Source organism: Afipia carboxidovorans OM5, from assembly GCF_000218565.1.
Lineage (GTDB): Bacteria > Pseudomonadota > Alphaproteobacteria > Rhizobiales > Xanthobacteraceae > Afipia > Afipia carboxidovorans.
The window spans coordinates 3300539-3321693 of record NC_015684.1 but is presented as its reverse complement, the minus strand read 5'-3'; the positions used below and the strand labels follow the sequence as shown (position 1 = coordinate 3321693).

Sequence of the window (21155 nt, the reverse complement as noted above, 5' to 3'; positions counted from 1 at the left end):
GCCATGACACTCGAAGAGATGTTGGCGCAACGCGATGCGCTGCTCGCGGCGCGCTTTCGTGGCGTGCGCACCGTCGAAATCGACGGCCGCCGGGTCACATATGCGAGCGATGCCGAGATGGCGGCAGCTCTCACCGATCTCGAGCGCCGCATTGCTGCGACCCGGGAAGGTGGCCGCAAGCGCCGCATTCTCACGTCTGCGTCGAAGGGGCTTTGAGTGCTCGCCTCACTGACAGCATTTCGTCGCCGCGTCGGTGCCTTCATTGGCGGGTTCGAGGCAGGGCTTGCAAATCGGCGACTGAGAGGATTTCAGCCGAGCCGGGCGCATCTCAACACGTTGATTGCGGTAGCAGGTCCCGATATCGTTGCCCGCGCCCGCTGGCTGGTGCGCAACAATGGTTATGCCGCCAATGCGATCGAGAGCTGGGCTGGCAATGTCGTTGGCGCAGGCATCAAACCGTCGTCTCTCATCAAGGATGCTGGCGTGAAAGCCGCGGTTCAGGAGCTTTGGCTCAGCTGGACCGATGAAGCTGATGCGGAGGGCTTCACCGACTTCTATGGCCTGCAGCGCCGCGCCGCGCGCGAAGTGTTCATTGCCGGCGAGGTATTCTTTCGATTTCGGCCGCGGCGACCTCAGGATGGATTAACCGTCCCGCTGCAGCTGCAGATGTTGCCGTCGGAGATGCTACCGCTCAGTCGTAACGAAGTTATGCCCGACGGCAATGTGATCCGGCAGGGGATCGAATTCGATCGCGTAGGCCGTCGTGTTGCCTATTACTTTCTACGGAGACACCCGGGCGACATCACCGATCCTGGGCTTGCCGGCGAAACCGTCCGCATCCCGGCCTCCGAGATCGTGCACGTCATCGATCCGGTCGATGCCGGTCAGTTGCGCGGCGTGTCACGGTTTGCCGCCGGCACCGTCAAGCTGTTCCTGCTTGATCAGTATGACGACGCCGAACTCGACCGCAAGAAGGTCGCGGCAATGCACGCGCTGTTTATCACGACGCCAGCGCCAGCCGAACCGCTCGATGCCGCGGAGGGCCGGGACGACAACGACGAGCGTACCATCGACCTGCAGCCCGGCCAGATCACCATGCTGGAGCCGGGTGAGGAGGTGCAGACCTCGGCGCCGGCCGACTCAGGACAGACCTACGAGCCGTTCCAGTACCGTACGCTGCTGCAGGTTTCAGCGGCGTTGGGTGTACCTTATGCGTATCTGTCGAACGATATGCTCAAGGCGAACTACTCGAATTCTCGCCTTGCGCTGCTCGAATTCCGCCGCCGCATTGAAGCCTACCAGCATGCCGTGATCGTCTGGCAGCTCTGCCGCCGGGTGTGGGCGCGCTGGATGGACACGGCGGTGCTTGCCGGCGCGCTTGATCTTCCGCGCTATGACGACCGGCGGCGTGAACACCTCGCCTGCGGCTGGCTGCCGCCGAAGTGGGACTGGGTCGACCCGCTGAAGGACGCCCGTGCCGAGATCGAGCAGATCAATGCCGGTTTGAAGAGCCGAACGCAGGCGTTGGCAGAGCGCGGCTACGACGCTGAGCAGGTCGACGCTGAGATCGCGGCCGACCAGGCACGCGAGAATTCGCTCGGGTTGAGTTTCCGGTCGTCCGCAGCTTCGCCACTGTTTCAGGGTGAGCCGAGCAACACGCCGGCCGGCGAACAGGACAATGCGAATGCCTGACCTACCGCATTTGGCCGGCCGCGTATTCGGCACGCCGCTATTGATCGCGCGCGGCAGGCTCGAGGTCATCCTCGGTGTGCTGGGGCCGCGTCTCGCCGGCGGTACGCTGGAGTCGATCGGACCGCAAACCGATCTGGCGCCCCTCACGTCGATCACGGCCGAGAGGATTGCGGTCGTCTCGGTGATCGGAACGCTTGTCAGTCGTTCGGGCTATCTCGACGCCGCGAGCGGACTCCAAGCCTACGACGATATCGCGGAGGCGGTCGCCGTCGCCATGGATGACGCGAGCGTGCGCGGCGTGATCCTCGACGTCGACTCCTCGGGCGGAGAGGTTGGCGGGTTGTTCGACCTGGTCGAGCGGATCAAGGCCATTTCGAGCGCGAACGCAAAGCCGCTCTGGGCCGTTGCAAACGAGAGCGCGCTGTCGGCGGCCTATGCCATCGCGAGCGCGGCGGACCGGCTCTATGTCTCGCGCACCGGCGAAGTCGGCTCGATCGGCGTGGTCGCTGTTCACATCGACGAGAGCGGGGCGGACGCCAAGGCGGGACTGGCCTGGACCTTCGTGTTCGCCGGCGATCGCAAAGTCGACGGCAATGCGCACGAGCCCTTGTCCGAACGCGCCCGCGCCACGATTCAGGCCGACGTCGATCGCCTCTACTTCGAATTCTGCGGGCTCGTTGCCGGCAATCGTGGGCTGACGAGCGAGACGGTGCGCGGTACGAATGCTGCGATCTATCGCGGCGAGCTCGCAATCCGCGCCGGCCTCGCCGACCGCGTCGGCACGCTCGACCTCGCCATCGCAGAGATGGCTGCCGATTTCGACCGCATGGCCTCGGCGCCGCGTGCCACCAGCAACCCGACACCCAGGAGGATATCGTCCATGGCGACGAACGACACCGAACACAGTCGAAACGAACCGAACGAGCCGCAGCCCGCGCTGCCGGCAGCATCTCCGGTCCCGGCAATCCCTGAACCGGCGGTTCCTCCGGCTCAGACGGCCATCGTGCCCGCGACTGCCCCGGCCATCGAACCCGACCCCACGGGCAGACTGCGCGCCGAGTTCGCCGAGATCGCTGCCGTTGCCGCGCAGGCTGCCCGGCTCGGCGTCGCGGTCGACGCGGCGGACGCGGTCGCCAGGGGCGTCTCCGCCGATGCACTGCGTCGCTCCGTGCTCGACACGCTTAGCCAGCGGAGCGAGGCGACGAGTGTCATCGTCACGGCGCCGTCCACGCCCGCAGCCGGCGACAGCCCGATCGTGCGGCGTGCCAGGGAGCGTGCGGCAGCGGCCCGCGCCTGATCATCGACAGATTTGAGGAGGATCCCGCATGCCCGTTCTCACCATGGCGCCGACGCTCGGCGACCTGCTCAAATATGAGCTCAATGGCAACTATAGCCGCGAGACCGTTACCCTCAAGGCCGGCACCAACTACACGCTTGGCTCGGTGCTCGGGAAGATCACCGCCTCTGGCAAGTACCGCCTGTCTCCGGCAGCCCAGTTTGCCGGCGACGAGGGTGCTGAGACTGCGATCGCCGTCCTCATCGAGGCCGTCGACGCCACGGCCGCGGATAAGGCCGGCCTCGTCGTCGCGCGCGGCCCCGTGATCCTGTCGAAGGCCGCCCTCGTGCTCGATGCTTCGGTCGACGATGCATCCAAGACTGCGGCCAAGCATGCCGAGCTGTCCGCTGTGGGGCTCGTCGCTCGCGACACCGCCTGATCTTTTCTGAACCTCCCCGCTTGGCCGGGCCTCGATGGATTTCCATCGAGGCCCAATCTTTTTTAAGGAGACCCAACCCCATGGCTCCGATGATCAATCCCTTCGACGCAGGCGGTTACACGCTTGCCGAGATGACCCAGGCCATCAATATCCTGCCTAATATCTACACCCGTCTCGGCGAGATGGGCCTGTTTCGTTTTGAGGGTATCACCCAACGTAGCGCCATCATCGAGCAGGCCGAGGGCGTGCTCAACCTGCTGCCGACAGTGCCACTGGGCGGGCCGGCCACCGTCGCCAACCGCGATGCCCGCTCGATGCGCTCGTTCACAGTGCCGTGGATCCCGCACGATGACGTCATCACCCCGCAGGATATCCAGGGCGTGCGTGGCTTCGGCGTCGCGGATGCCGCAGATCCGCTTGCCACCGTCATGGAGCGCAAACTCACCCGCATGCGGGCGAAGCATGCCCAGACCCGTGAATACATGGAGGTCAATGCACTGCGCGGCGTCGTCAAGGATGGTGCCGGCGTCACCCTTTATGACTATTTCGATGAGTTCGGGCTTGCCCAGCAGGCAGTCGATTTCGTGCTCGGCACCGCGGCGACCCAGGTCCAGGCCAAGTGCCGCGAGGTGCTTCGCAGCATCGAGACGGAGCTCAAGGGCGAGACCATGACCGGCGTGCTCGCGCTGGTCAGCCCCAGTTTCTTCGACAAGCTGATCGGTCACGCCAGGGTCGAGGAGGCGTACAAATACTTCTCCGCAACTGGGGCGCAGCCGTTGCGCGAGGACACCCGCCGGCGCTTCCCGTTCTCTGGTATCGTGTTTGAGGAATACAACGCCACGGTGACGCTCTCGACCGGCGCGATCGAGACGCTGATTCCAGCGGGCGAAGGCATTGCCTTCCCGCTCGGCACCATGGACACCTTCGTGACCTATGGCGCGCCGGCCAACCTGATCGAGACCGTCAACACCATGGGTCTGCCGATCTATGCCCGCCAGATTGCGCGGCTGGACGGCAGCGCCATCGACGTCAAGACCGAGGCCTCGCCACTACCGATCAACAAGCGCCCGCGACTTGCCGTCAAGATTACTACCAGCAACTAAGCTATCGTGGTGGACGCATTCACCGCGGCGATCGATGCGCTGTTCACCGACCCGAATATTGCCCGCGTCGCGATCTGGCGTCCGGGCGGGGTGGGGTCGGGCGTCGCTGTTCGTGTCGCCGTACGGCGGCCCGACCAGGTCGTTGGCTTCGGCGACAGCCGAGCAATCCTGCCGACGGTGCTCATCGATGTGCGCCGCTCGGAGGTCGCCGAACCTGCGAGCGGCGACACGGTCGAGTTCGATGGCGACACCTTTGAAATCATCGCGCCGCCCATTGCTGACAGCCTGCGGCTGGTGTGGGTCTGCGAGGCCTCGTTGCAGGGTTGAGCTGATGCGCTTCACGTTGAAGGCCGACGATCTCGCTAAAGTTCTCACTGACAACGAAATACAGGCAGCGCGCTCGGTCACCGGCGCCATGCGCGAGGTGACCGATGGGCTCAAGGGCGATCTGCGCGCCGATGTCGTCGATGCCGGCCTCGGACGTCGACTCGCCAACACCTGGCGCGGCAAGACCTTTCCCGAGGGCGGCGCAAGCCTCGATGCGGCTGCCTTTATCTGGTCGAAGGCACCGAACCTTGTCGACGTCTTCGATCGCGGCGTAACCATCCGCTCGAAGAACGGTTTCTGGCTTGCGATCCCGACGCCGGCCGCGGGCGCGACTGGTCTGACGACGACCGGCGCTCGTGCACGGATTACGCCCGGCGGCTTCGAGCGGCGCACCGGCATGCGGCTGCGCTTCGTCTATCGTCGCGGAAAGCCGTCGCTGCTGGTCGTCGACAACGCGCGGCTGAGCAAGCGAGGGCTGGCACGGCCGAACGCCGGTCGGACCCGCAGCGGCGCGCAGTTCACCCGCCTGACAGGTCGATCGACCGTCGTGGTGTTCATCCTGGTGCCGCAGGTCACGCTACGCAAGCGGCTCGATGTCGAGCCGATCGCACAGCGCTGGGCAAACCGCGTCGGTCCGATCCTCGCGCAGCATTGGAGATGATCGTGCATCAGGCGCGAATGGCAATGGCCACTATTCTCCCATCCCTTGCTTTCATAGCAGCCATTTTGATCGTGACCGTGCCGTGACCAGCAAGCGTGAACAGGTGCTCGATGCGATCGTCGCTCTGATCGCCGCGGCAGTGCCGGAGGCGAAGGTCGAACGCAATCTGGCAAAGCCCGAGCGGGTACCGCCAGGCGGCCTCGTCATTATCCGTGACGGCGATCCTGGTGAGCCCGAAGCGACACTGTCGCCTTTAACCTACATCTTCAGTCATCGCATCCCGATTGAAGTCGCGGTGCATCAAGGGATCGGCCCGCGCGAACAGGCACTCGATGCAATCCTCGGCCGGATCGGGATCGAGATTGCAGCCAATCGGACGCTGTGGGGTTTATGCGATTTTATCGAAGCCGAGGCGCCGGCCGCTGCCGATGTCGAGAGCTCCGGCGCATTGCCCGGACGCTGGGCCGATGTCGTGCTTATTGCAACCTATGCCACGCCCGATCCGCTGAACTGAATATCATAAACATCATTCCAGGAGATCGACATGGCGCGCGCCCGCGGTGCGAACGCAGTAATGGCGGTTGCTTTTGAAGCCACATACGGCACGCCGCCGGCGTCTGGATTTCACAAACTGCCGTTTGTGTCGTCCGGCCTCGGCGACGAGCAGAACCTGATCGAGAGCGATCTGTTGGGGCTCGGGCGCGAGCCGCTGCCACCGAGCCGCGATGTGGTCAACAATGAAGGCGATGTCGTTGTGCCGGTTGATCTGCGCAATTTCGGCTATTGGCTTAAATTGTTGTTCGGCGCGCCAACGACCACAGGGATCGCACCTGATTATGTGCACACCTTCATCTCTGGAGCGCCGGCGCTGCCTTCGATGGCGATCGAGATTGGACTGCCGGAGGTGCCGAGCTATGGCATGAATGTCGGCGCCCGCGCCAACACCATGCGCATCCAGATGCAGCGCTCGGGTCTCTTGAACGCCACCATGAGCCTGATCGCACAAGGTGAGACGAAGGGCACGTCCACGGGCGCAGGCACACCGGCGGAGGCCGTTATCGAGCGCTTCTCGCAGTTCATGGGCGAGATCAAACGCGATGGCATGGCGCTCGGCCATGTTGTCTCAGCCGAGCTCAGCTATTCCAACAACCTCGACAAGGTCGAAGTTATCCGCCCTGATGGCCGCATCGAGGATGCAGACCCTGCGATGGTGACTGCAACGGGAAATATTGTAGTACGCTTTGCCGACACCACGTTGCTCGATCAGGCTGTAAGTGGTGCGGCCTGTGAACTCTCATTCGGCTGGCAGATCGATGCTGAAAAATCACTCACTTTCACGCTGCACGAGGTCCACCTGTCGCGCCCGAAGCTGCCGATCTCCGGTCCCGGCGGTATTCAGGCGACTTTCGCGTTTCAGGCGGTCAAGGACTCGGTTCTGAACAAGACCATGACTGCGGTCTTGATGAACGACGTAGCGGCGTATTGATCAGGCTGCTGAGCGGGCCGCTGCAAGCGCGGCAAGGGTTGCTTTGGGATCGCGAGCAACCAGCAAGAGAAGCGAGCGGGCCGCAGGATCGATGGCGTTGCGCCCCTGTTCCCAATTGCGCAAGGTCGCAACCGGAACGCCAAGTGCCAGAGAAAACTGCTCCTGCGTCATGTTCAAGCGCCGGCGTAAATTTGCGGGTGCAATCAGCATGTCAAGGGTGACTTCAGGCGCAGTGTCTTCATCCTCGGCGATCTGCCGCGCAATGTCATCATCGTCGGTGGCGCGCAGCTTCGCATGATCGATGCGTGACTTGGTCGCGCGAATCGTCTTCAGTGCTTTGCGAACAATTGCCATGTCATCCGTTCCTTTCGATTGGCGTATCGTGCCGAGATGATCCGCCTCACGCTGCCCCGGTCAGTATAGACGACGACCAGCACCTCACCGGCAACCTCGCCGACCGCTATAAGGCGCTCTTCTCCATAGTTCCGCCGATCGTCAAGTGTGGTCTGCACCGATCCTTCAAAGATCAGCGCGGCTTCCTCGAACCCAAATCCGCGTTCGCGGCGGGTCCAGTCGCTCTTGGCTTCGTCCCATTCAAATTCCATCGCCATTCTACGCGAATCGCGTAGTCCGTCAAGTTGTCGTCTGCGCGATCCGCGCACTCATTCCGAATCGCCAGTTCCCCGGAGAACGCTACCATGCTCAAGCTATCCATCGACCGCGAGCCGTTCTGGCTCGACCTTGTTCCAGGCGTGCGGGTGCGGTTCCGCCCCATCACCGTCGCCGCCATTCTTGTCGCGCGCGCCGCTGCGGCCGAGGTGCTGCGTGCGGGTGGCGAAGATGCCGAGATCCAGGCCGGGCTAGCATTTACCTCCGCGCTTGCGCGCTCCGGCATCGCGGCATGGGAAGGCATTGGCGATGCCGATGGCAATCCGGTCGGCCCAAACCCGGACCACATCGATGACGCGCTCGATCTCTGGCCGCTGTTCGACGCGATCGACCGCCTCTATGTCGCGCCGGCAATCCTGCAGGTTGCGGAAAAAAACGCCTGATCGCTCTCGCCGAATGGCACTTCGGTGGGGGCGATGGCTATTGCGCGGCGTGCACGACGACGTGTGCTGAGTGTCCGTATCAAGAGCATGCGGTTCATACGCCCGACGGCATCGCGGCCTGGGAGGTGCTGCGCCGCGCCGCAGGTCAGGTGCGCGTAGCACCTGGCGGCATCTACGCCGTGGATTTTGGCGCCGTGCTGCTCTTGGCCGACGCCATGGGCGCGCTCACTCCGCTGCTCGTGGAAGTGCTGCCCGAGATCGAGCCGATCATCGTGCGCAGCTATGCCCACGACCGGGATTGATTGAGCCCGTCACGAATTTGAGCGAACGATGGCAGCAACAAATGTCTCAATCCGCCTCGGTGTCGAGGGCAAGGCGGAGGTCAAACGCGCCTTCGACGAGGTCGGGCAGGCCGGCACGAGCGCGTTTCGCGGCGTCGCGTCCACGATGGATGCCGCCGGAAGTGCCACCGATCGACAGACACAGCGTTTGCTGCGCCTGGCGCAAGCCGCGCGACAAGCGGCAAGCGCCGACCAGTCGCAGCGTAATTTCAACGCGGTGCTCGGTGTTGACACCACGCCAAAGTCTGCGCGCTACTCGGCCGAGGTGTTTGAAAGCGCAGCCAGGGCATCGGAAGACCTCGAGCGGCGCACTGCGGCGCTGCGCGCCCAGGTCGACCCGCTCGGTGCGGCACAAAAGCGGCTCAACGCCGAAATCGCGGAAGCGGCTGCGCTGCTCAAAGCCGGCACCATTACCACGAAGGAGCATAATGAGGCGGTCGCGCTCGCCAGGGAACGCTTCGATCTGGCGTCCGGCGCGCTCAATGAACTTGGCCATGCGTCGAATCTGACCGGCGGCCAAATTCGGGCGCTGATCACGACGTTCCGGCTGGCGTCCGACGCGGCGGTAACCGGCGAGGTGCCGCTCGGACGGCTCACCATCCAGACGCTCAAGCTCGGTAAGGCGTTCGGTGCGGAGTCCGGCGGTCTCTCCGGCATCGCCGGCAGCCTCGGGCGCGCGCTTGCCGCCGTCATCACTCCGGTGCGGCTTCTCACCGGCGCGACGGTCGGAATGGCGATCGCAGGTGCGACCGCTTATGACGCATGGCTCAAGGGCCAGAAACAGCTGGAAGTCGGGCTTGCCGGCGCCGGTCGCGCGGCTGGCGCCACGGTCGCCGACCTCAATCGTATCGCGCAGGTCGGTGCTGCCGCCGGCAAGGTGTCGGTTGCCGCTGCACGCGAGATGGAGACAGCGTTCCTGCGCACCGGGCGGATCGGCCAGGACCATTTCACCGGCCTGATCGCGGTCGCCAAAAACTATGCCGTCACCGTCGGCAGCGATGTCGACGCGGCGGTCAAGTCCCTCGCCGAGGTCTTTGCCGACCCGGTGCGCGGGGCAGATCAGCTCAACGCGCAGCTCGGCTTCCTCGATGATCGAACGCGCGCCTATATCCGACGTCTTGCCGAACAGAACGACCGCACCAGCGCACAGCGCGTGCTGCTGGAGGCGATGCGCAGTAGCCTTGCTAATGCCGAGCAGGCGACGACCGCGCTTGGCCGTGCCTGGGACGCGGTCAAGCGCTCGGCCTCGGACGCCTATGACGCCGTTGGTCGGGCCATCGACCGCGCCGCTGGCGGCGGCACATCCGAGGAGCAGCTCGCCCGAATCGAGCAGCGTATCGCGGCGCTGTCGCGTGGCTCGAATAGTGCGCCATCGCGGGTCCTGGCGGAGCTTCGGCGACAAGCCGATGATCTTCGTGCTCGCATTGTAGATGCAAGGCACCAGGCCGATGTTGGCCGCATCGAAGCGGAGGCGCGCGCTCTCTCGCTGAAAGTCGGCGAGGCGGTGCGCGACATCATCCCCGGCACCGAGACGATCCGCCAGCTGGAGGTGCTGCGTGGCTCGTTGGGTAAATTGCTCGAAGACCCGCTTGCGGCAAAAAATGTCGATAATCTGCAGAATGTCGAAGACGCCTATCGTCGTGTCACACAGGCGCTCGCGACTTATTCTGGCGAAAATGCCAAGTTCGTCGATCCGCAGGCGCGTAAACTCCGCCTGCAGCAGATCGAGATCGAACTTGTCACCGCCATCGGGCCGGCGCGGCGGGCGGCGTTAGAGGCCGAGCGCGCCCGGATCGAGCTGATCGGCCAGACGGTGACGCCCGAACAGGCCGCGCTCACGATTGAGCAAGCCCGCAACCGGGTGCTGGCGGAGGCAGCAAAGGTCCTGCGCGACACGGCACGCGACCAGCGTTTTGCAATCGAGCAGACGCGGGCCGAGATCGCCTTTGTCGGCCGAAGTGTCGAGGAAAAGGATAAATTCATCGCGCGGCTCAAGGCCGAGCAGGATCTGCGCCGCCAGGGTCTGTCGGCGGCGAGCGTCGAGGGGCAGATCATCCTCGCCAACGCCGAACGCCAGGCCGCGCTCAACGCCCAGCTTGACCGTGCCCGCGAACTCACCCAGGGCTGGCAAAGCGTGTTCGAGTCCTCGATGAACCGCTTTGCCGATCTGCTCGCGCAAGGCAAGCTCGACTGGAAGTCCTGGGCGGAGGCCGGACGGGCTGCACTCGCCGACATCGAAAAGGAAATTCTCAAGCTCGCGGTGCTGAACCCGCTCAAAAATCTTCTGTTCGGCGGCAACGCGCCGACGTTGAACAATGCCGGCGGCCTGTTCGGCGGTTTATTTGGCGGTCTGTTCGGCGGCGGTGGTGGGGTCGGCCCGGTTGCGGCGACCGCAAAATTGTTCGGTTCGCCGATCTATCATTTTGGCGGCATTGTCGGTGGTGCGGCACCGTTGCGCCTCGTCTCGGCGGCCGCTTTCCACAACGCACCCCGCTTCCATGACGGCACATTCCTTAAATCCGACGAGGTGCCCGCAATCCTGCAGCGCGGTGAGCGAGTGCTCAACCGTAGCGAAGCCGCCGCCTATGAACGCGGCGCGAAGGCTCCGATCGTCCTCAATTTTGCGGTGACGACGCCGGACGCTGCCTCGTTCCGGCGGGCCCAGAGCCAGATCACCGCCGATATGGCGGCCGCGCTGCGGCGCGCGGAGCGCAACCTGTGAGCGGATTTCACGATATACGGTTTCCGGACGCGGTGGCGCGCGGAGCGACTGGTGGCCCCGAGTTCTCGACCGACATCATCGCGGTCGCTTCCGGCTTCGAGCAGCGCAACGTCAACTGGTCGGCGGCGCGTGCCAAATACGACATCTCGACCGGCATTCGTACCCGCGAGCAGATGGCTGAGGTCATCGCCTTCTTTCGCGCCCGCAAGGGCCGAGCCTATGGCTTCCGCTTTCGCGACTGGAACGATTTTGAAGCCGAAGCCCAGCCGCTCGCGCCGACCACCGATCCGCTGATTTGGCAGCTGACCAAGCAATACGCCTCGGGGCCTTCGGCGGATCAGCGCGTCATCACCAAGCCCGAGGCTGGCACCGTAGTCGTTCGCGTCGGCGGCAGCCCGATATTGGTCGATGTCGACTACCTGACCGGGCTGATTACGTTCGACCTTGCGCCCGCGACACAGCCTTATGCAGACTTTCTGTTTGACGTGCCGGTCCGCTTTGACACCGATCATCTGCCGGTGGTCGCGGTCGCCTATCACATCCAGCAGGTTTCCTCGATCGCTTTAATCGAAATCAGGGCCTGATTCATGAAGTCCATATCTGCCGCGCTCGCCGCACATCTTGCCGGCGAGGTGACGACGCTTGCAACGTGCTGGCGCCTGGAGCGGACTGACGGCTGGGCGCGCGGCTTCACCGATCACGATCGCAACCTCGTCATTGATGGCCAGACTTATGTAGCTGCAACCGGCTTCCTGCCGAGCGCGATTAAATCCGGCGCCGATCTGTCCGTCGACAACCTCGATGTGGACGGGTTTCTCGATGATGACGCGCTCAAGGCAGAGGACCTCTCCGCCGGTCTGTTCGACGGCGCCAAGATCGATATCTTTCTCGTCAACTGGGCCGACCTGTCGCAAGGTCGCGTGCTCCTTCGTCGCGGCTCACTTGGCGAGGTTAAGCGCGCTGACAATCGTTTCTCGGCGGAGATTCGCGGCATCGCGAATCGCCTTCAGCAGGTTGCGGGCAAGCTCTATTCACGGCTCTGTCGTACCAATCTGGGCAGCGTCGAGTGCAAGGTCATGCTGGCTCCGCTGACAGACGAACTCGTCATCAGCGCTGTATCCAGTGGCGACACCTTCACGGTCCCGACAGCGCGGCCGACCGGCTTCTACACCTTCGGCGTCTGTTCCTTCCTGACCGGCGCAAACGCGGGTGCGGCGACCGAAGTGCTTCAGCACAACGGCCAATCGATCCAGTTGTTCACGCCGATGCCGCGGCCGATCGCGGTCGGCGACCGGGTTCACCTGATCGCCGGCTGCGACAAGACCCCGGAAACCTGTCATGCCCGTTTTGGCAATATTTTGAACTTCCGCGGCGAGCCGCACATCCCCGGCAACGACATGGTCTTTTCCTATCCGGTGCGCGGGTGATGAGCTCTGACGCGGTTCCGGACAGCACCGAAGATCCGTGCTCGCGAAAGCCGCTCCTCACTGATTCTGATTGCCTCATGCCGATGTTCACCCGAGATGCAGTGATCGCCGAGGCGCGGAGCTGGCTCGGCACGCCCTGGCATCATCAGGCATCGCTTAAGGGTGTCGGTTGCGACTGTATCGGTTTCGTGCGCGGCGTGGCGCTGCCATTCGTCGGCGAGGTGCCGATCCCACACGACTATCCGGAGACCTGGCACCTCTACCGCGCCGAGCCGCGCATGTATCTCGGTTTCAAGACACACGCCCACGAAATCGACGTGACCGACGTGCTGCCCGGCGACATCCTGCTGTTCGGCGCCGGCAAGGGTCCGGCGCACCACTGTGCCTATGTCGCGCCAGGCGACGGGCTGATCCACTGCTACCGCGAGGCCGGCAAGGTGGTCGAGCACGGTTTCTCGCCATGGTGGCGGGCAAAACTCCGCCATGCGTTCCGGGTGCCTGGGATCGCGGATTGATCATGGCCAAAATCGTTCTCACGGTCGGCGGCTATGTGCTTGGCAATATGCTGCTGCCCGGTCTCGGCGGTGCGATTGGTGGTCTGGTTGGCGGCTATGTCGGCGGCATGGTCGATCAGCAGCTGTTCGGTGGTACGGCCAGCCAGACCGTTTATGGTGCACGTATGCAGGATCTGCGCGTGCAGTCGTCGAGCTACGGCGCGGTGATTCCGCTGCTCTACGGCAAGGGCCGAATGGCTGCGAACGTGATTTGGATGCGCGGCTTCGACGAGGAGGTTCGCACCGATACGCAGACGGTTGGTGGCGGCGGCAAGGGTGGTGGCAGTGGCGGCCAGACCGTTACCAACGTCACCTATCACTATTATGCCGATGTCGCCGTCGGGCTCTGCGCCGGGCCGATCGCTGCGGTGCGTCGCGTATTCGCCGACGGCAATGCCTTCGAGACCGATAAGGTCGGCGACATGCGGGTCTATCTCGGGAATGAAACGCAGGCCCCCGACCCGCTCATTCAGGCCGTTGAAGGCACCGCTCGCACGCCGGCCTATCGCGGGCTCGCCTATGTGATGATGGAGCGGCTCTCCATCACGCCGTTCGGTAACCGGCTGCCAAACCTCACCTTCGAAGTCGAGACGTGAACCGTGGCCCAGCTTGTTCTCACGCTCGCCGGCGGGGTGCTCGGCGGCGGCATCGCGGGAGGGCTCGGCCAATCGCTCGGGGCGCTGTTCGGCGCCTATGTCGGTGGCATTCTCGACCGCGAGCTGTTCGGACCGCAGCAGGATCGTCGGACGGTCGAAGGCACACGGCTCACTGAACTCAACCTGTCGGGATCGGCCTATGGCCAAACCATGCCGGTGGTTTGGGGCCGCATGCGGGTGCCTGCCAATATCATCTGGGTCCGCGGTATTCGTGAAATCGTCCGCACCGAAACCGAGACGGTCCGCGGTGGCGGCAAAGGCAGCGCCGGTGGTGGGGGAGGAACGCAAACCATCACGCACACCAGCTACCATTATTATGCCGATGTCGCACTCGGCGTCTGTGAGGCGCCGATCACTTCGATCTATCGCATCTGGCTCGACAAGATGCCGCTCGATCCCGAGCATGTCGATGATATCCGCACCTATTACGGCGACGAGACACAATCACCCGATCCACTGATCCAGGCAGTTGAAGGCGCCGCCCGCACACCGGCGTTCCGCGGCCTGTCCTACGTCGTCCTCGAGAACCTCTATCTCACGCCCTACGGCAATCGTTTTCCGAACTTCGAGGTCGAAGTCTATCGCGGTTCGGACGCCGATGTGGCCGATGCCCGCCATCTCGTCCGCAGCGTCTGCGTGATGCCGGCGAGCGGCGAATGGGCCTACGAGCCCGATGTGGTGCGCAGTCGCGTGCGCGATTCCAACATTAACAGCAACACAGGACGCAAGGTGGCCGACTTCACCGTCTCGATCGACAACCTGCGCCGTGAAGTGTCGAACGTTGAGTGGATCAGCCTGGTCTATGCCTGGTTCGGCACCTCGCTAGATGCCGCGACCTGCGCGATCCGGCCCGCAGCCGAATACGCTATCACCCCCGACCGACTGCCCGACACCGCGCCATATTCGTGGTCGGTGATGGGAAGCGGCCGGCCGGTCATCGGCTGGCCGGGCGGGTGGCCGCTCGTTTCCTCCTACACCAGGCCGGACGGCACGACCGGATTATCCTACGGCGGAACGGTCAGTGACGGATCGATCGTCCGGGCGATTCGGCATCTGCATAGCCTTGGCTACAAGGTGATGCTCTATCCATTTCTGATGATGGATATTCCGCCGCCGGCCGCATCGCCCTTTCCCTGGCGCGGCCGTATTGCTGGCGCCGCGGCCGATGTGCCGGGCTTTTTCGAGCGCAACGACGGGTATCTGCGCTTCATCCGCCACTGCATGGCGCTGGCCGAGCAGGCCGGCGGGGTCGATAGCTTCGTCATCGGCTCCGAGCTGGTTGCGCTCAACCGCATCCGGGGCGGCGCCGGCGGCTATCCGGCGGTACCATTCTGGCGGCAGATTGCATCGGAGGCAAAGATCCGGCTCGGGCCGCGTTGCATCGTCACCTATGCGGCGGACTGGTCAGAATATCGCTATCACGACCGCGGTGGCGCTAATGTCGATTTCCCGCTCGATGCGCTATGGGCCGACCCCAATATCGATGTGGTTGGGATCGATGCCTATTTTCCGCTCACCGACCGGCCGCGCGCCGTCTATGACAAGGCAGCGATCGCAGCCGGGTGGGCATCGGGCGAACTGATCGACTACTACTATGCGACGCAAGATGACCGCGATCTCGGACGTCGCGGCCTCGATCAGCGGCGCATGCCGATCAACGATCCGTTCTGGGCGATAAAGAACATCCGCTGGTGGTGGGAGAACGATCACGTCCCGCGCGTCGGCGGCGTGCCGACCGGACCTGCCACGGCCTGGGTACCGCGCGGCAAGCCGATCTGGTTCACTGAATACGGCTTTCCGACGGTGAACTGTGCCACCAATCAGCCCAACGTCTTCATCGACCCGAAGTCGATCGAGAGTTTTGCGCCCTATTACTCCAACCGTGCGGTCGACCGCGTCGTTCAGCGGGTGGCGATCGAAGCTACGGAACAGTTCTGGAGCGATCCGGCTAACAACCCGGCCTCACCACTCTATGACGGGCCGATGGTCGGCCGACGCTTCGTCTGGTGCTGGGATGCGCGGCCTTATCCGTTCTTCCCAACACTCACCAAGGTGTGGTCGGACGGCGAGAACTTCCGGCTCGGCCACTGGATTGAAGGGAAGATAGGCAACATGCAGCTTGCCGGGATCGTCCGGGACCTCTGCCTGCGGGCCGGTCTCGCCGCGAGCGAGTTCGATGTCACCGCGCTTGACGACGAGGTCGTCGGCTATGTCGTGACCGAGCGCAAGCCAGTGCGCGACATGATTGCAGTGCTGCAGACAGCGTATTTCTTCGACGCGGTCGAGCGCGATGGCGTGCTGGTGTTCGTCAAGCGTGGAGCAGGTTCTCCGATTACTATCGACCCGAACGATCTCGGTGCCAGCGAGAACGACAGCGATCGCTCTCGCGTCAAGGTCGAGCGCACCCAAGACACCGAACTGCCGATCGCGGTCGATATCGTCCATCTCGACGAGGGCCGCGACTACCAGTCCTCGACGGTCACGGTGCGCAAGCAGGTCGGCCAGTCGGAGAGCGTCAATACGCTGAGCTTGCCCGTCGTGCTCACCGTCGAGCAGGCGCAAGAGATCGGCCAGCGCGCGCTGCGCGAGATGTGGCAGGGTCGCGAGGCGGTCGACCTGCGGCTGCCGACGCGCGCCATCAGATGCGATCCGACCGACATCGTGGCGGTGCCGATCGACGGCGTCTGGCGTCGCATCCGCCTCACGGCTGTCACCTACGGTAAGCCTGGGCTGGTGTTGCTGCGTGGTGTGGCGACTGATGGCGGTGTCCCGGAGTTCTATACCGCGCCAACCGGCAGCGGCGTGCTGCCGCCCTCAGCACCCGAACCGGTCGCGCCGGTCCGCGTCGAACTCCTCGACATGCCGATCATGATCGACAACCACGACGCCTCGGCATCGAGCTTCTATGTTGCAGCCTGCCCGGTCGGTATCGGCCGCTTCCGCGGCGCGACGCTGTTCCAGCCGACCGCCGATGCGCTGGATTACACGGTTGCGGCCGCGGCGAGCCTGCCATCCATCATCGGCACGACGGTGACAGAACTGGCACCCGGGCCGGCTTGGCGCTGGGATCGCGCCAACGCGGTCGAGGTACAGCTCGATTATGGGGCGCTGCAGAGCCTCGCCGACGAGCGGGTGCTGGCCGGCGGCAACGCCGCTCTGATCGACGACGAGGTGATCCAGTTTGCCAGTGCCGAGCTGATCGCCGAGGGCCGCTATCGGCTGAGCCGGCTGTTGCGCGGCCAACGCGGCACTGAACATGAGATCGCGGCCCACCCGGCCGGGAGCCGGTTCATCCTGCTCGATCCGGCACGCCAGCCGCGCCCAAACGTCTCGGTCTCGCGCATCGGAATCGAGATTACTTGGCGAACCGCGCCGGTTCCGCAGGGGCCGAGCGGCGACCTCTCCGGCGAGATCGTCTTCACCGATAGCGGCAAGGGCTTAAGGCCGTTCGCGCCGGCGCATCCAAGGGCCACCCGTGAGCGGGCTTCGGGAGACATTCAGCTGTCGTGGATACGCCGTACACGTATCGGCGGCGATTCCTGGCTAAACGAGGTACCGCTCGGCGAGGAGACCGAGGAATATAATGTACAGATCCTCGATGGCGCAAATGTCGTGCGCCCTCTTCGCGTGGCCGGCCCAAGCGCGCTCTACACCGCAGTTCAGCAGATGACCGACTTTGGTGTGCTACCAGCCTCGCTGGCATGGCGCGTTGCGCAGGTCTCACGGGTGCTCGGCCCGGGCGCCAGCACCGAGATCACCAGCACGTTCTGACCTTCCCACCCCAATGACGGGAGCTACCATGTCGACGACCAATCTCGGTCTGCCGCAGCTCGCGGCCGATCAGGCGCAAAAGCACGTCACCGTCAATGAAGCGCTGCAGCTTCTCGACGGCATCGTCCAGCTCTCGGTCAGGGGTCGCGGCATGACCGTGCCGCCGGCCAGCCCCACCGATGGCGATCGCTATATCGTCGCATCTGGCGCAACCGGCGCGTGGACGGGCTGGGATGGTCGCGTCGCACTTTACACCGATGGTGCTTGGCTGCAGCTGCCGCCGCGCACGGGCTGGCGGGTATGGGTTGAGGACGAGGGGGCGCTGCTCGTCTACGATGGCTCCGGCTGGATTGGAACCACGCCGTCGGCGCTGCAGAATCTGGCGCGGCTCGGTATCGGCACCACAGCGGATATGGCGAACCCGTTCTCGGCCAAACTCAACGCTACGCTCTGGACGGCAAGGTCGGCGGCCGAGGGCGGCACAGGCGATCTATTTTACACAATGAACAAGGAGGCTGCAGGCAACGATCTCGGCTACGTCTTCCAGACCGGTTATGTCACCAAGGCGCTGGTTGGCCTATTCGGTACCGACAGATTCCGGCTTGCGGTCTCGGCTGACGGTTCGAGTTTCTTCGACGCCTTAAGTGTCGACAATACGACCGGTATCGTCGATCAGCCCCGGCTGTCGCGCTTCAAGGGTTACACCAACTATGACAACTACGTCGCTGCTGATAGCTGGACCAAAATCGCTATCAACAACACCGACTATAACGACCAGGGGTCGTTTGACACTGCCAATAATCGCTTCGTTGCCCCCGTTGCCGGCACATATCTCTTTGGCGCGACGCTACTCTACAAGGTCAATTCCAGTACCACAGCGCGTATGCGCGGCCGGCTGCTGTTGAACGGTACCACCGAAATCCGCGGCTCGTTCGGCGAAATCTCCGGCGCCCATGTTTCCGAAGCAACGGCACTCTGGCTGCAGACCATGGTGGTGCTCGATGCAGACGACACAGTCGAGCTCCAGGGCACATTCCGGGATGCCGATGGATATTTTGCGGCGAGCCACACGTCGTTCTGGGGCGTCAAAATCGGTTGAGCCGGGAGTATGACACGATGACACCGTCACATTCCGATCCGGGCTTTGTACGTATGCCCGACGCCGAGTTTGAGGCGATCCTGACGCGCGCGGCCGAGAAAGGCGCAAAACGAGCGCTGGCCGATGTCGGCCTCGACGGCGAGGATGCCGCTCTCGATATCCACGATCTGCGAACTCTACTCGACAGCATTCGCTTCATCCGCCGCACCGCCGTCCAGACCGCTGTGCGCATGATCACCACAGCGATCATGCTTGCACTGCTCGCAGGTATCGCCATCAAGTTGAGGCTGTTTGGCGACGGCCCCTGATTAGCCGCGCATCACGAGCAGCCAAACCATCAATTTGCAACCCGCCGCAAGGCGGTTTTTTTTATGTCTAATATCAAAGGAGATCCGTCGATGAGCACCGACAAGTTCCGGCGCTGTCATGACGTCACCAAAAAGTGGGAGGGTGGGTGGTCTGATCATCCCGCCGATCCCGGCGGCAAAACGATGTATGGCATCACCGAGGCGGTCTATCATGCCTGGCTCACCAAGCAGCGGCGACCAGTCCGTCCGGTCCGTGCAATCGATATGGCCGAGGCCGAGCAAATTTATTTTGACGAATACTGGCTGCCGTGTGGAGGGCCGACGCTTGCCGTCGGCGTCGATCTCGCGACATACGATGCCTCTGTGAACTCCGGCGTTTCGCGTGGGCGTCAATGGTTGCTCGCCTCGGTCGGCGAGGCGGACCACGAGACAGTCAAGCGCATCTGCGCCAGACGGCTTGGCTTTATGCAGTCGCTCAAAATTTGGACGACGTTCGGTCGCGGCTGGGCCCGCCGCGTCGCCGACGTTGAGGCCAAAGGCGTCGCCTGGGCGCTTGCGGCTGCAAATGACAATCGCGCCGTCGTCAGGAAGCAGTTGGATGGCGAGGCTGATAAGGCCCGCTCTCTCGTGCGCAAGCAGGCTGGCGGCGCGACCGGCGCTGGCGGCAGTGGCGCGATCGCCATCGATCAGAGCGCGCAGCTTGGCAATTGGCTTGTCGCTGGAATAGTCATTTTTACCTTCGCGATGTTTACCATCCTCATCATCCGCGCCGTGATCAACGCCCGGCGTGCCACTGCCTACGCGCAGGAGGCTACCTATGCTTAGCATCCTCGCCCCGCTCCTTGTCAGTCTTGGGGCACCGATCCTCGGCTCGATTCTGCGCACCAATATCGGTGGTACCGCTGGCGAGGCCTCGGCACAGGTCATCGAGGCACTCGCCCGAGCCTTCGGTGCACAGCCGACACCGGAATCGGTGAAGGCTGCGATTGAAGCCGATGCCAACGCGGCTGCGAAGATCCAGGCGGTCGAGCACGAGCGCAGCGCCGAATGGCTTGCTTATCTCACGATGGCGACCGCGCAGCGCAACCGCATGCTGGAGCGCGAGGACGAGCGCGGTAGCGTCTTCTCCTGGGGTTGGCGCCCAGCGATGTCGTGGATGCTGCTGTTCCTGTGGTCATGGAACGGTGTGATTCTGCCGACCGTTAACGCCACCATGAGCGCGTCGATTGCGCCGATCCCGTGGGAGCATCTGCTCGGCTTCGCCGGACTCTGGCTCGCGATCTATGGCGGCGGCCATACGATCAAGTCCGTGCTGGGGCGGTAGGTGTATGCAGGCGAGCTGCCGAGCGATCATATCAAACAAGAAATTAAAATGGAAAATCAAAGCTCACCTCTCTTTGTCGCAGCTCAGGACGGCAGGGCAACTTCGAAGTCAGACTCTCTCTCGGCAAATGACGTTCCATAGAGCTCCGACTACGGCCGATATTCCAGCCACGGCCATCAACGTGCGGGGCGACCCTTGTCGAGATGGGCTGGCATCCGACGAAGGTACAAGAACCCTTACCCCCCTTGCGGGAGATTCGCTCTGATGATAGATAGTGACTAATTACTATCTTCTGGAGTCACTACATGATCTCTCGACCAGCCTACCTTTCCGCGGAAGAGCGATGTGAGGTGACGGTCGAAACCGTCATCGACCTCGCTGCCGAGCAAAACCCCGCAGACATCACCACCGGGGCGATCGCCAAGCGGATGGGAGTGACCCAGGGGGCTTTATTCAGGCACTTCCCATCCAAGGACGCCATTCTCCAAGCCGTGATGGAGAGGCTCTCTGAACGCCTGCTTGCACGGATCAATAAGGCGACTTCCTCGCTTGGCGCACTGGAGGCTGCGTTCACGGCGCATATCGAGTTCATCTCGGAGCACCCAGGCGTACCTCGGATGCTGTTCGGAGAATTACAGCGCGCCGAGCAGACCGTGGCCAGGCGTATGGCACCGACCTTGATCCAGCGTTACGGCGAGCGTCTTGGACGGCTCATTGCTGAGGGCAAGGAGCGTGGCGAACTGGCACCCACTCTGGAAGAGACGGTCGCCGCCACACTGTTTATCGGCACGATCCAGGGCCTTGTCATGCAGTCCCTCATCGTCGGTAACGTCAAACGCTTCCGCGCCAGCGCGCCAGGAGCGTTCGCGTTGTATCGACGCGCGGTTGAGGCGGCGAGATGAACTATTGGTATTCCT

24 protein-coding genes are annotated in these 21155 nt (G+C 63.5%); 22 read left to right on the top strand and 2 right to left on the bottom strand.

Going from position 1 to position 21155, the window contains the following annotated elements; genetic code table 11:
- The first annotated feature begins 3 nt into the window (after positions 1 to 3).
- From OCA5_RS15670 to OCA5_RS15630, 9 genes are all read left to right on the top strand, one after another.
- Positions 4 to 216, top strand: coding sequence for a phage head-tail joining protein (locus tag OCA5_RS15670; protein ID WP_012561993.1), 213 nt, complete (start codon positions 4 to 6; stop codon positions 214 to 216).
- Positions 217 to 1692 (top strand): phage portal protein, encoded by a 1476-nt coding sequence (locus OCA5_RS15665; RefSeq protein WP_012561994.1) that lies wholly within the window; start codon positions 217 to 219, stop codon positions 1690 to 1692.
- Positions 1685 to 2989, top strand: a complete 1305-nt coding sequence (locus OCA5_RS15660; protein ID WP_013913373.1) for a S49 family peptidase — start codon at positions 1685 to 1687, stop codon at positions 2987 to 2989. Before OCA5_RS15665 ends, OCA5_RS15660 begins: the two co-directional genes overlap by 8 nt.
- Positions 2990 to 3017: 28 nt before the next feature.
- Positions 3018 to 3407: a head decoration protein gene (locus OCA5_RS15655; protein WP_012561996.1), complete on the top strand. Its 390-nt coding sequence runs from the start codon at positions 3018 to 3020 to the stop codon at positions 3405 to 3407.
- An 80-nt stretch (positions 3408 to 3487) separates the two neighbouring features.
- Complete coding sequence (locus OCA5_RS15650) at positions 3488 to 4510, top strand: major capsid protein (protein WP_012561997.1); 1023 nt, start codon at positions 3488 to 3490, stop codon at positions 4508 to 4510.
- A gap of 9 nt (positions 4511 to 4519) precedes the next feature.
- Positions 4520 to 4837: a head-tail joining protein gene (locus OCA5_RS15645; protein WP_012561998.1), complete on the top strand. Its 318-nt coding sequence runs from the start codon at positions 4520 to 4522 to the stop codon at positions 4835 to 4837.
- 4 nt (positions 4838 to 4841) lie between these two features.
- Positions 4842 to 5498 (top strand): DUF6441 family protein, encoded by a 657-nt coding sequence (locus tag OCA5_RS15640; RefSeq protein ID WP_012561999.1) that lies wholly within the window; start codon positions 4842 to 4844, stop codon positions 5496 to 5498.
- An 82-nt stretch (positions 5499 to 5580) separates the two neighbouring features.
- A complete protein-coding gene (locus tag OCA5_RS15635) occupies positions 5581 to 6012 on the top strand; it encodes a hypothetical protein (RefSeq protein WP_012562000.1) in 432 nt (143 codons plus the stop codon).
- A gap of 30 nt (positions 6013 to 6042) precedes the next feature.
- Entirely contained in the window at positions 6043 to 6984 is a 942-nt protein-coding gene (locus OCA5_RS15630; RefSeq protein ID WP_012562001.1) for a phage tail tube protein, read from the top strand.
- On the opposite strand, the gene OCA5_RS15625 is transcribed toward OCA5_RS15630, so the two are convergent.
- Both OCA5_RS15625 and OCA5_RS15620 read right to left on the bottom strand, forming a co-directional pair.
- Positions 6985 to 7338, bottom strand: coding sequence for a helix-turn-helix domain-containing protein (locus OCA5_RS15625; RefSeq protein WP_012562002.1), 354 nt, complete (start codon positions 7336 to 7338; stop codon positions 6985 to 6987).
- On the bottom strand, positions 7314 to 7595 hold the full coding sequence (locus OCA5_RS15620) for a BrnT family toxin (protein ID WP_012562003.1): 282 nt from the start codon (positions 7593 to 7595) through the stop codon (positions 7314 to 7316). The genes OCA5_RS15625 and OCA5_RS15620 overlap by 25 nt, the downstream gene beginning before the upstream one ends.
- Positions 7596 to 7682: 87 nt before the next feature.
- Here OCA5_RS15620 and OCA5_RS15615 point away from each other — a divergent pair, with 87 nt between their 5' ends.
- From OCA5_RS15615 to OCA5_RS15560, 13 genes are all read left to right on the top strand, one after another.
- Positions 7683 to 8036 (top strand): hypothetical protein, encoded by a 354-nt coding sequence (locus tag OCA5_RS15615; RefSeq protein ID WP_012562004.1) that lies wholly within the window; start codon positions 7683 to 7685, stop codon positions 8034 to 8036.
- Positions 8037 to 8185: 149 nt separating this feature from the next.
- Complete coding sequence (locus tag OCA5_RS19195) at positions 8186 to 8338, top strand: DUF7697 family protein (protein WP_162096602.1); 153 nt, start codon at positions 8186 to 8188, stop codon at positions 8336 to 8338.
- Positions 8339 to 8366: 28 nt separating this feature from the next.
- On the top strand, positions 8367 to 11099 hold the full coding sequence (locus OCA5_RS15610; RefSeq protein ID WP_012562006.1) for a phage tail length tape measure family protein: 2733 nt from the start codon (positions 8367 to 8369) through the stop codon (positions 11097 to 11099).
- On the top strand, positions 11096 to 11683 hold the full coding sequence (locus OCA5_RS15605; RefSeq protein ID WP_012562007.1) for a DUF2460 domain-containing protein: 588 nt from the start codon (positions 11096 to 11098) through the stop codon (positions 11681 to 11683). The genes OCA5_RS15610 and OCA5_RS15605 overlap by 4 nt, the downstream gene beginning before the upstream one ends.
- A gap of 3 nt (positions 11684 to 11686) precedes the next feature.
- Positions 11687 to 12526: a DUF2163 domain-containing protein gene (locus OCA5_RS15600; RefSeq protein WP_012562008.1), complete on the top strand. Its 840-nt coding sequence runs from the start codon at positions 11687 to 11689 to the stop codon at positions 12524 to 12526.
- Positions 12527 to 12603: 77 nt separating this feature from the next.
- Complete coding sequence (locus tag OCA5_RS15595; RefSeq protein ID WP_244396140.1) at positions 12604 to 13041, top strand: C40 family peptidase; 438 nt, start codon at positions 12604 to 12606, stop codon at positions 13039 to 13041.
- Positions 13042 to 13043: 2 nt separating this feature from the next.
- Complete coding sequence (locus tag OCA5_RS15590) at positions 13044 to 13676, top strand: hypothetical protein (protein ID WP_012562010.1); 633 nt, start codon at positions 13044 to 13046, stop codon at positions 13674 to 13676.
- Positions 13677 to 13679: 3 nt separating this feature from the next.
- Positions 13680 to 17507, top strand: coding sequence for a baseplate multidomain protein megatron (locus OCA5_RS15585; protein WP_012562011.1), 3828 nt, complete (start codon positions 13680 to 13682; stop codon positions 17505 to 17507).
- A 28-nt stretch (positions 17508 to 17535) separates the two neighbouring features.
- Entirely contained in the window at positions 17536 to 18606 is a 1071-nt protein-coding gene (locus OCA5_RS15580; RefSeq protein WP_012562012.1) for a DUF2793 domain-containing protein, read from the top strand.
- 17 nt (positions 18607 to 18623) lie between these two features.
- Complete coding sequence (locus OCA5_RS15575; RefSeq protein WP_012562013.1) at positions 18624 to 18914, top strand: DUF6127 family protein; 291 nt, start codon at positions 18624 to 18626, stop codon at positions 18912 to 18914.
- Positions 18915 to 19004: 90 nt separating this feature from the next.
- Positions 19005 to 19739, top strand: coding sequence for a glycoside hydrolase family 108 protein (locus OCA5_RS15570; protein WP_012562014.1), 735 nt, complete (start codon positions 19005 to 19007; stop codon positions 19737 to 19739).
- Positions 19732 to 20238, top strand: a complete 507-nt coding sequence (locus OCA5_RS15565; RefSeq protein ID WP_012562015.1) for a 3TM-type holin — start codon at positions 19732 to 19734, stop codon at positions 20236 to 20238. Before OCA5_RS15570 ends, OCA5_RS15565 begins: the two co-directional genes overlap by 8 nt.
- A gap of 305 nt (positions 20239 to 20543) precedes the next feature.
- Complete coding sequence (locus tag OCA5_RS15560; RefSeq protein ID WP_012562016.1) at positions 20544 to 21140, top strand: TetR/AcrR family transcriptional regulator; 597 nt, start codon at positions 20544 to 20546, stop codon at positions 21138 to 21140.
- The last annotated feature ends 15 nt before the right edge of the window (positions 21141 to 21155 follow it).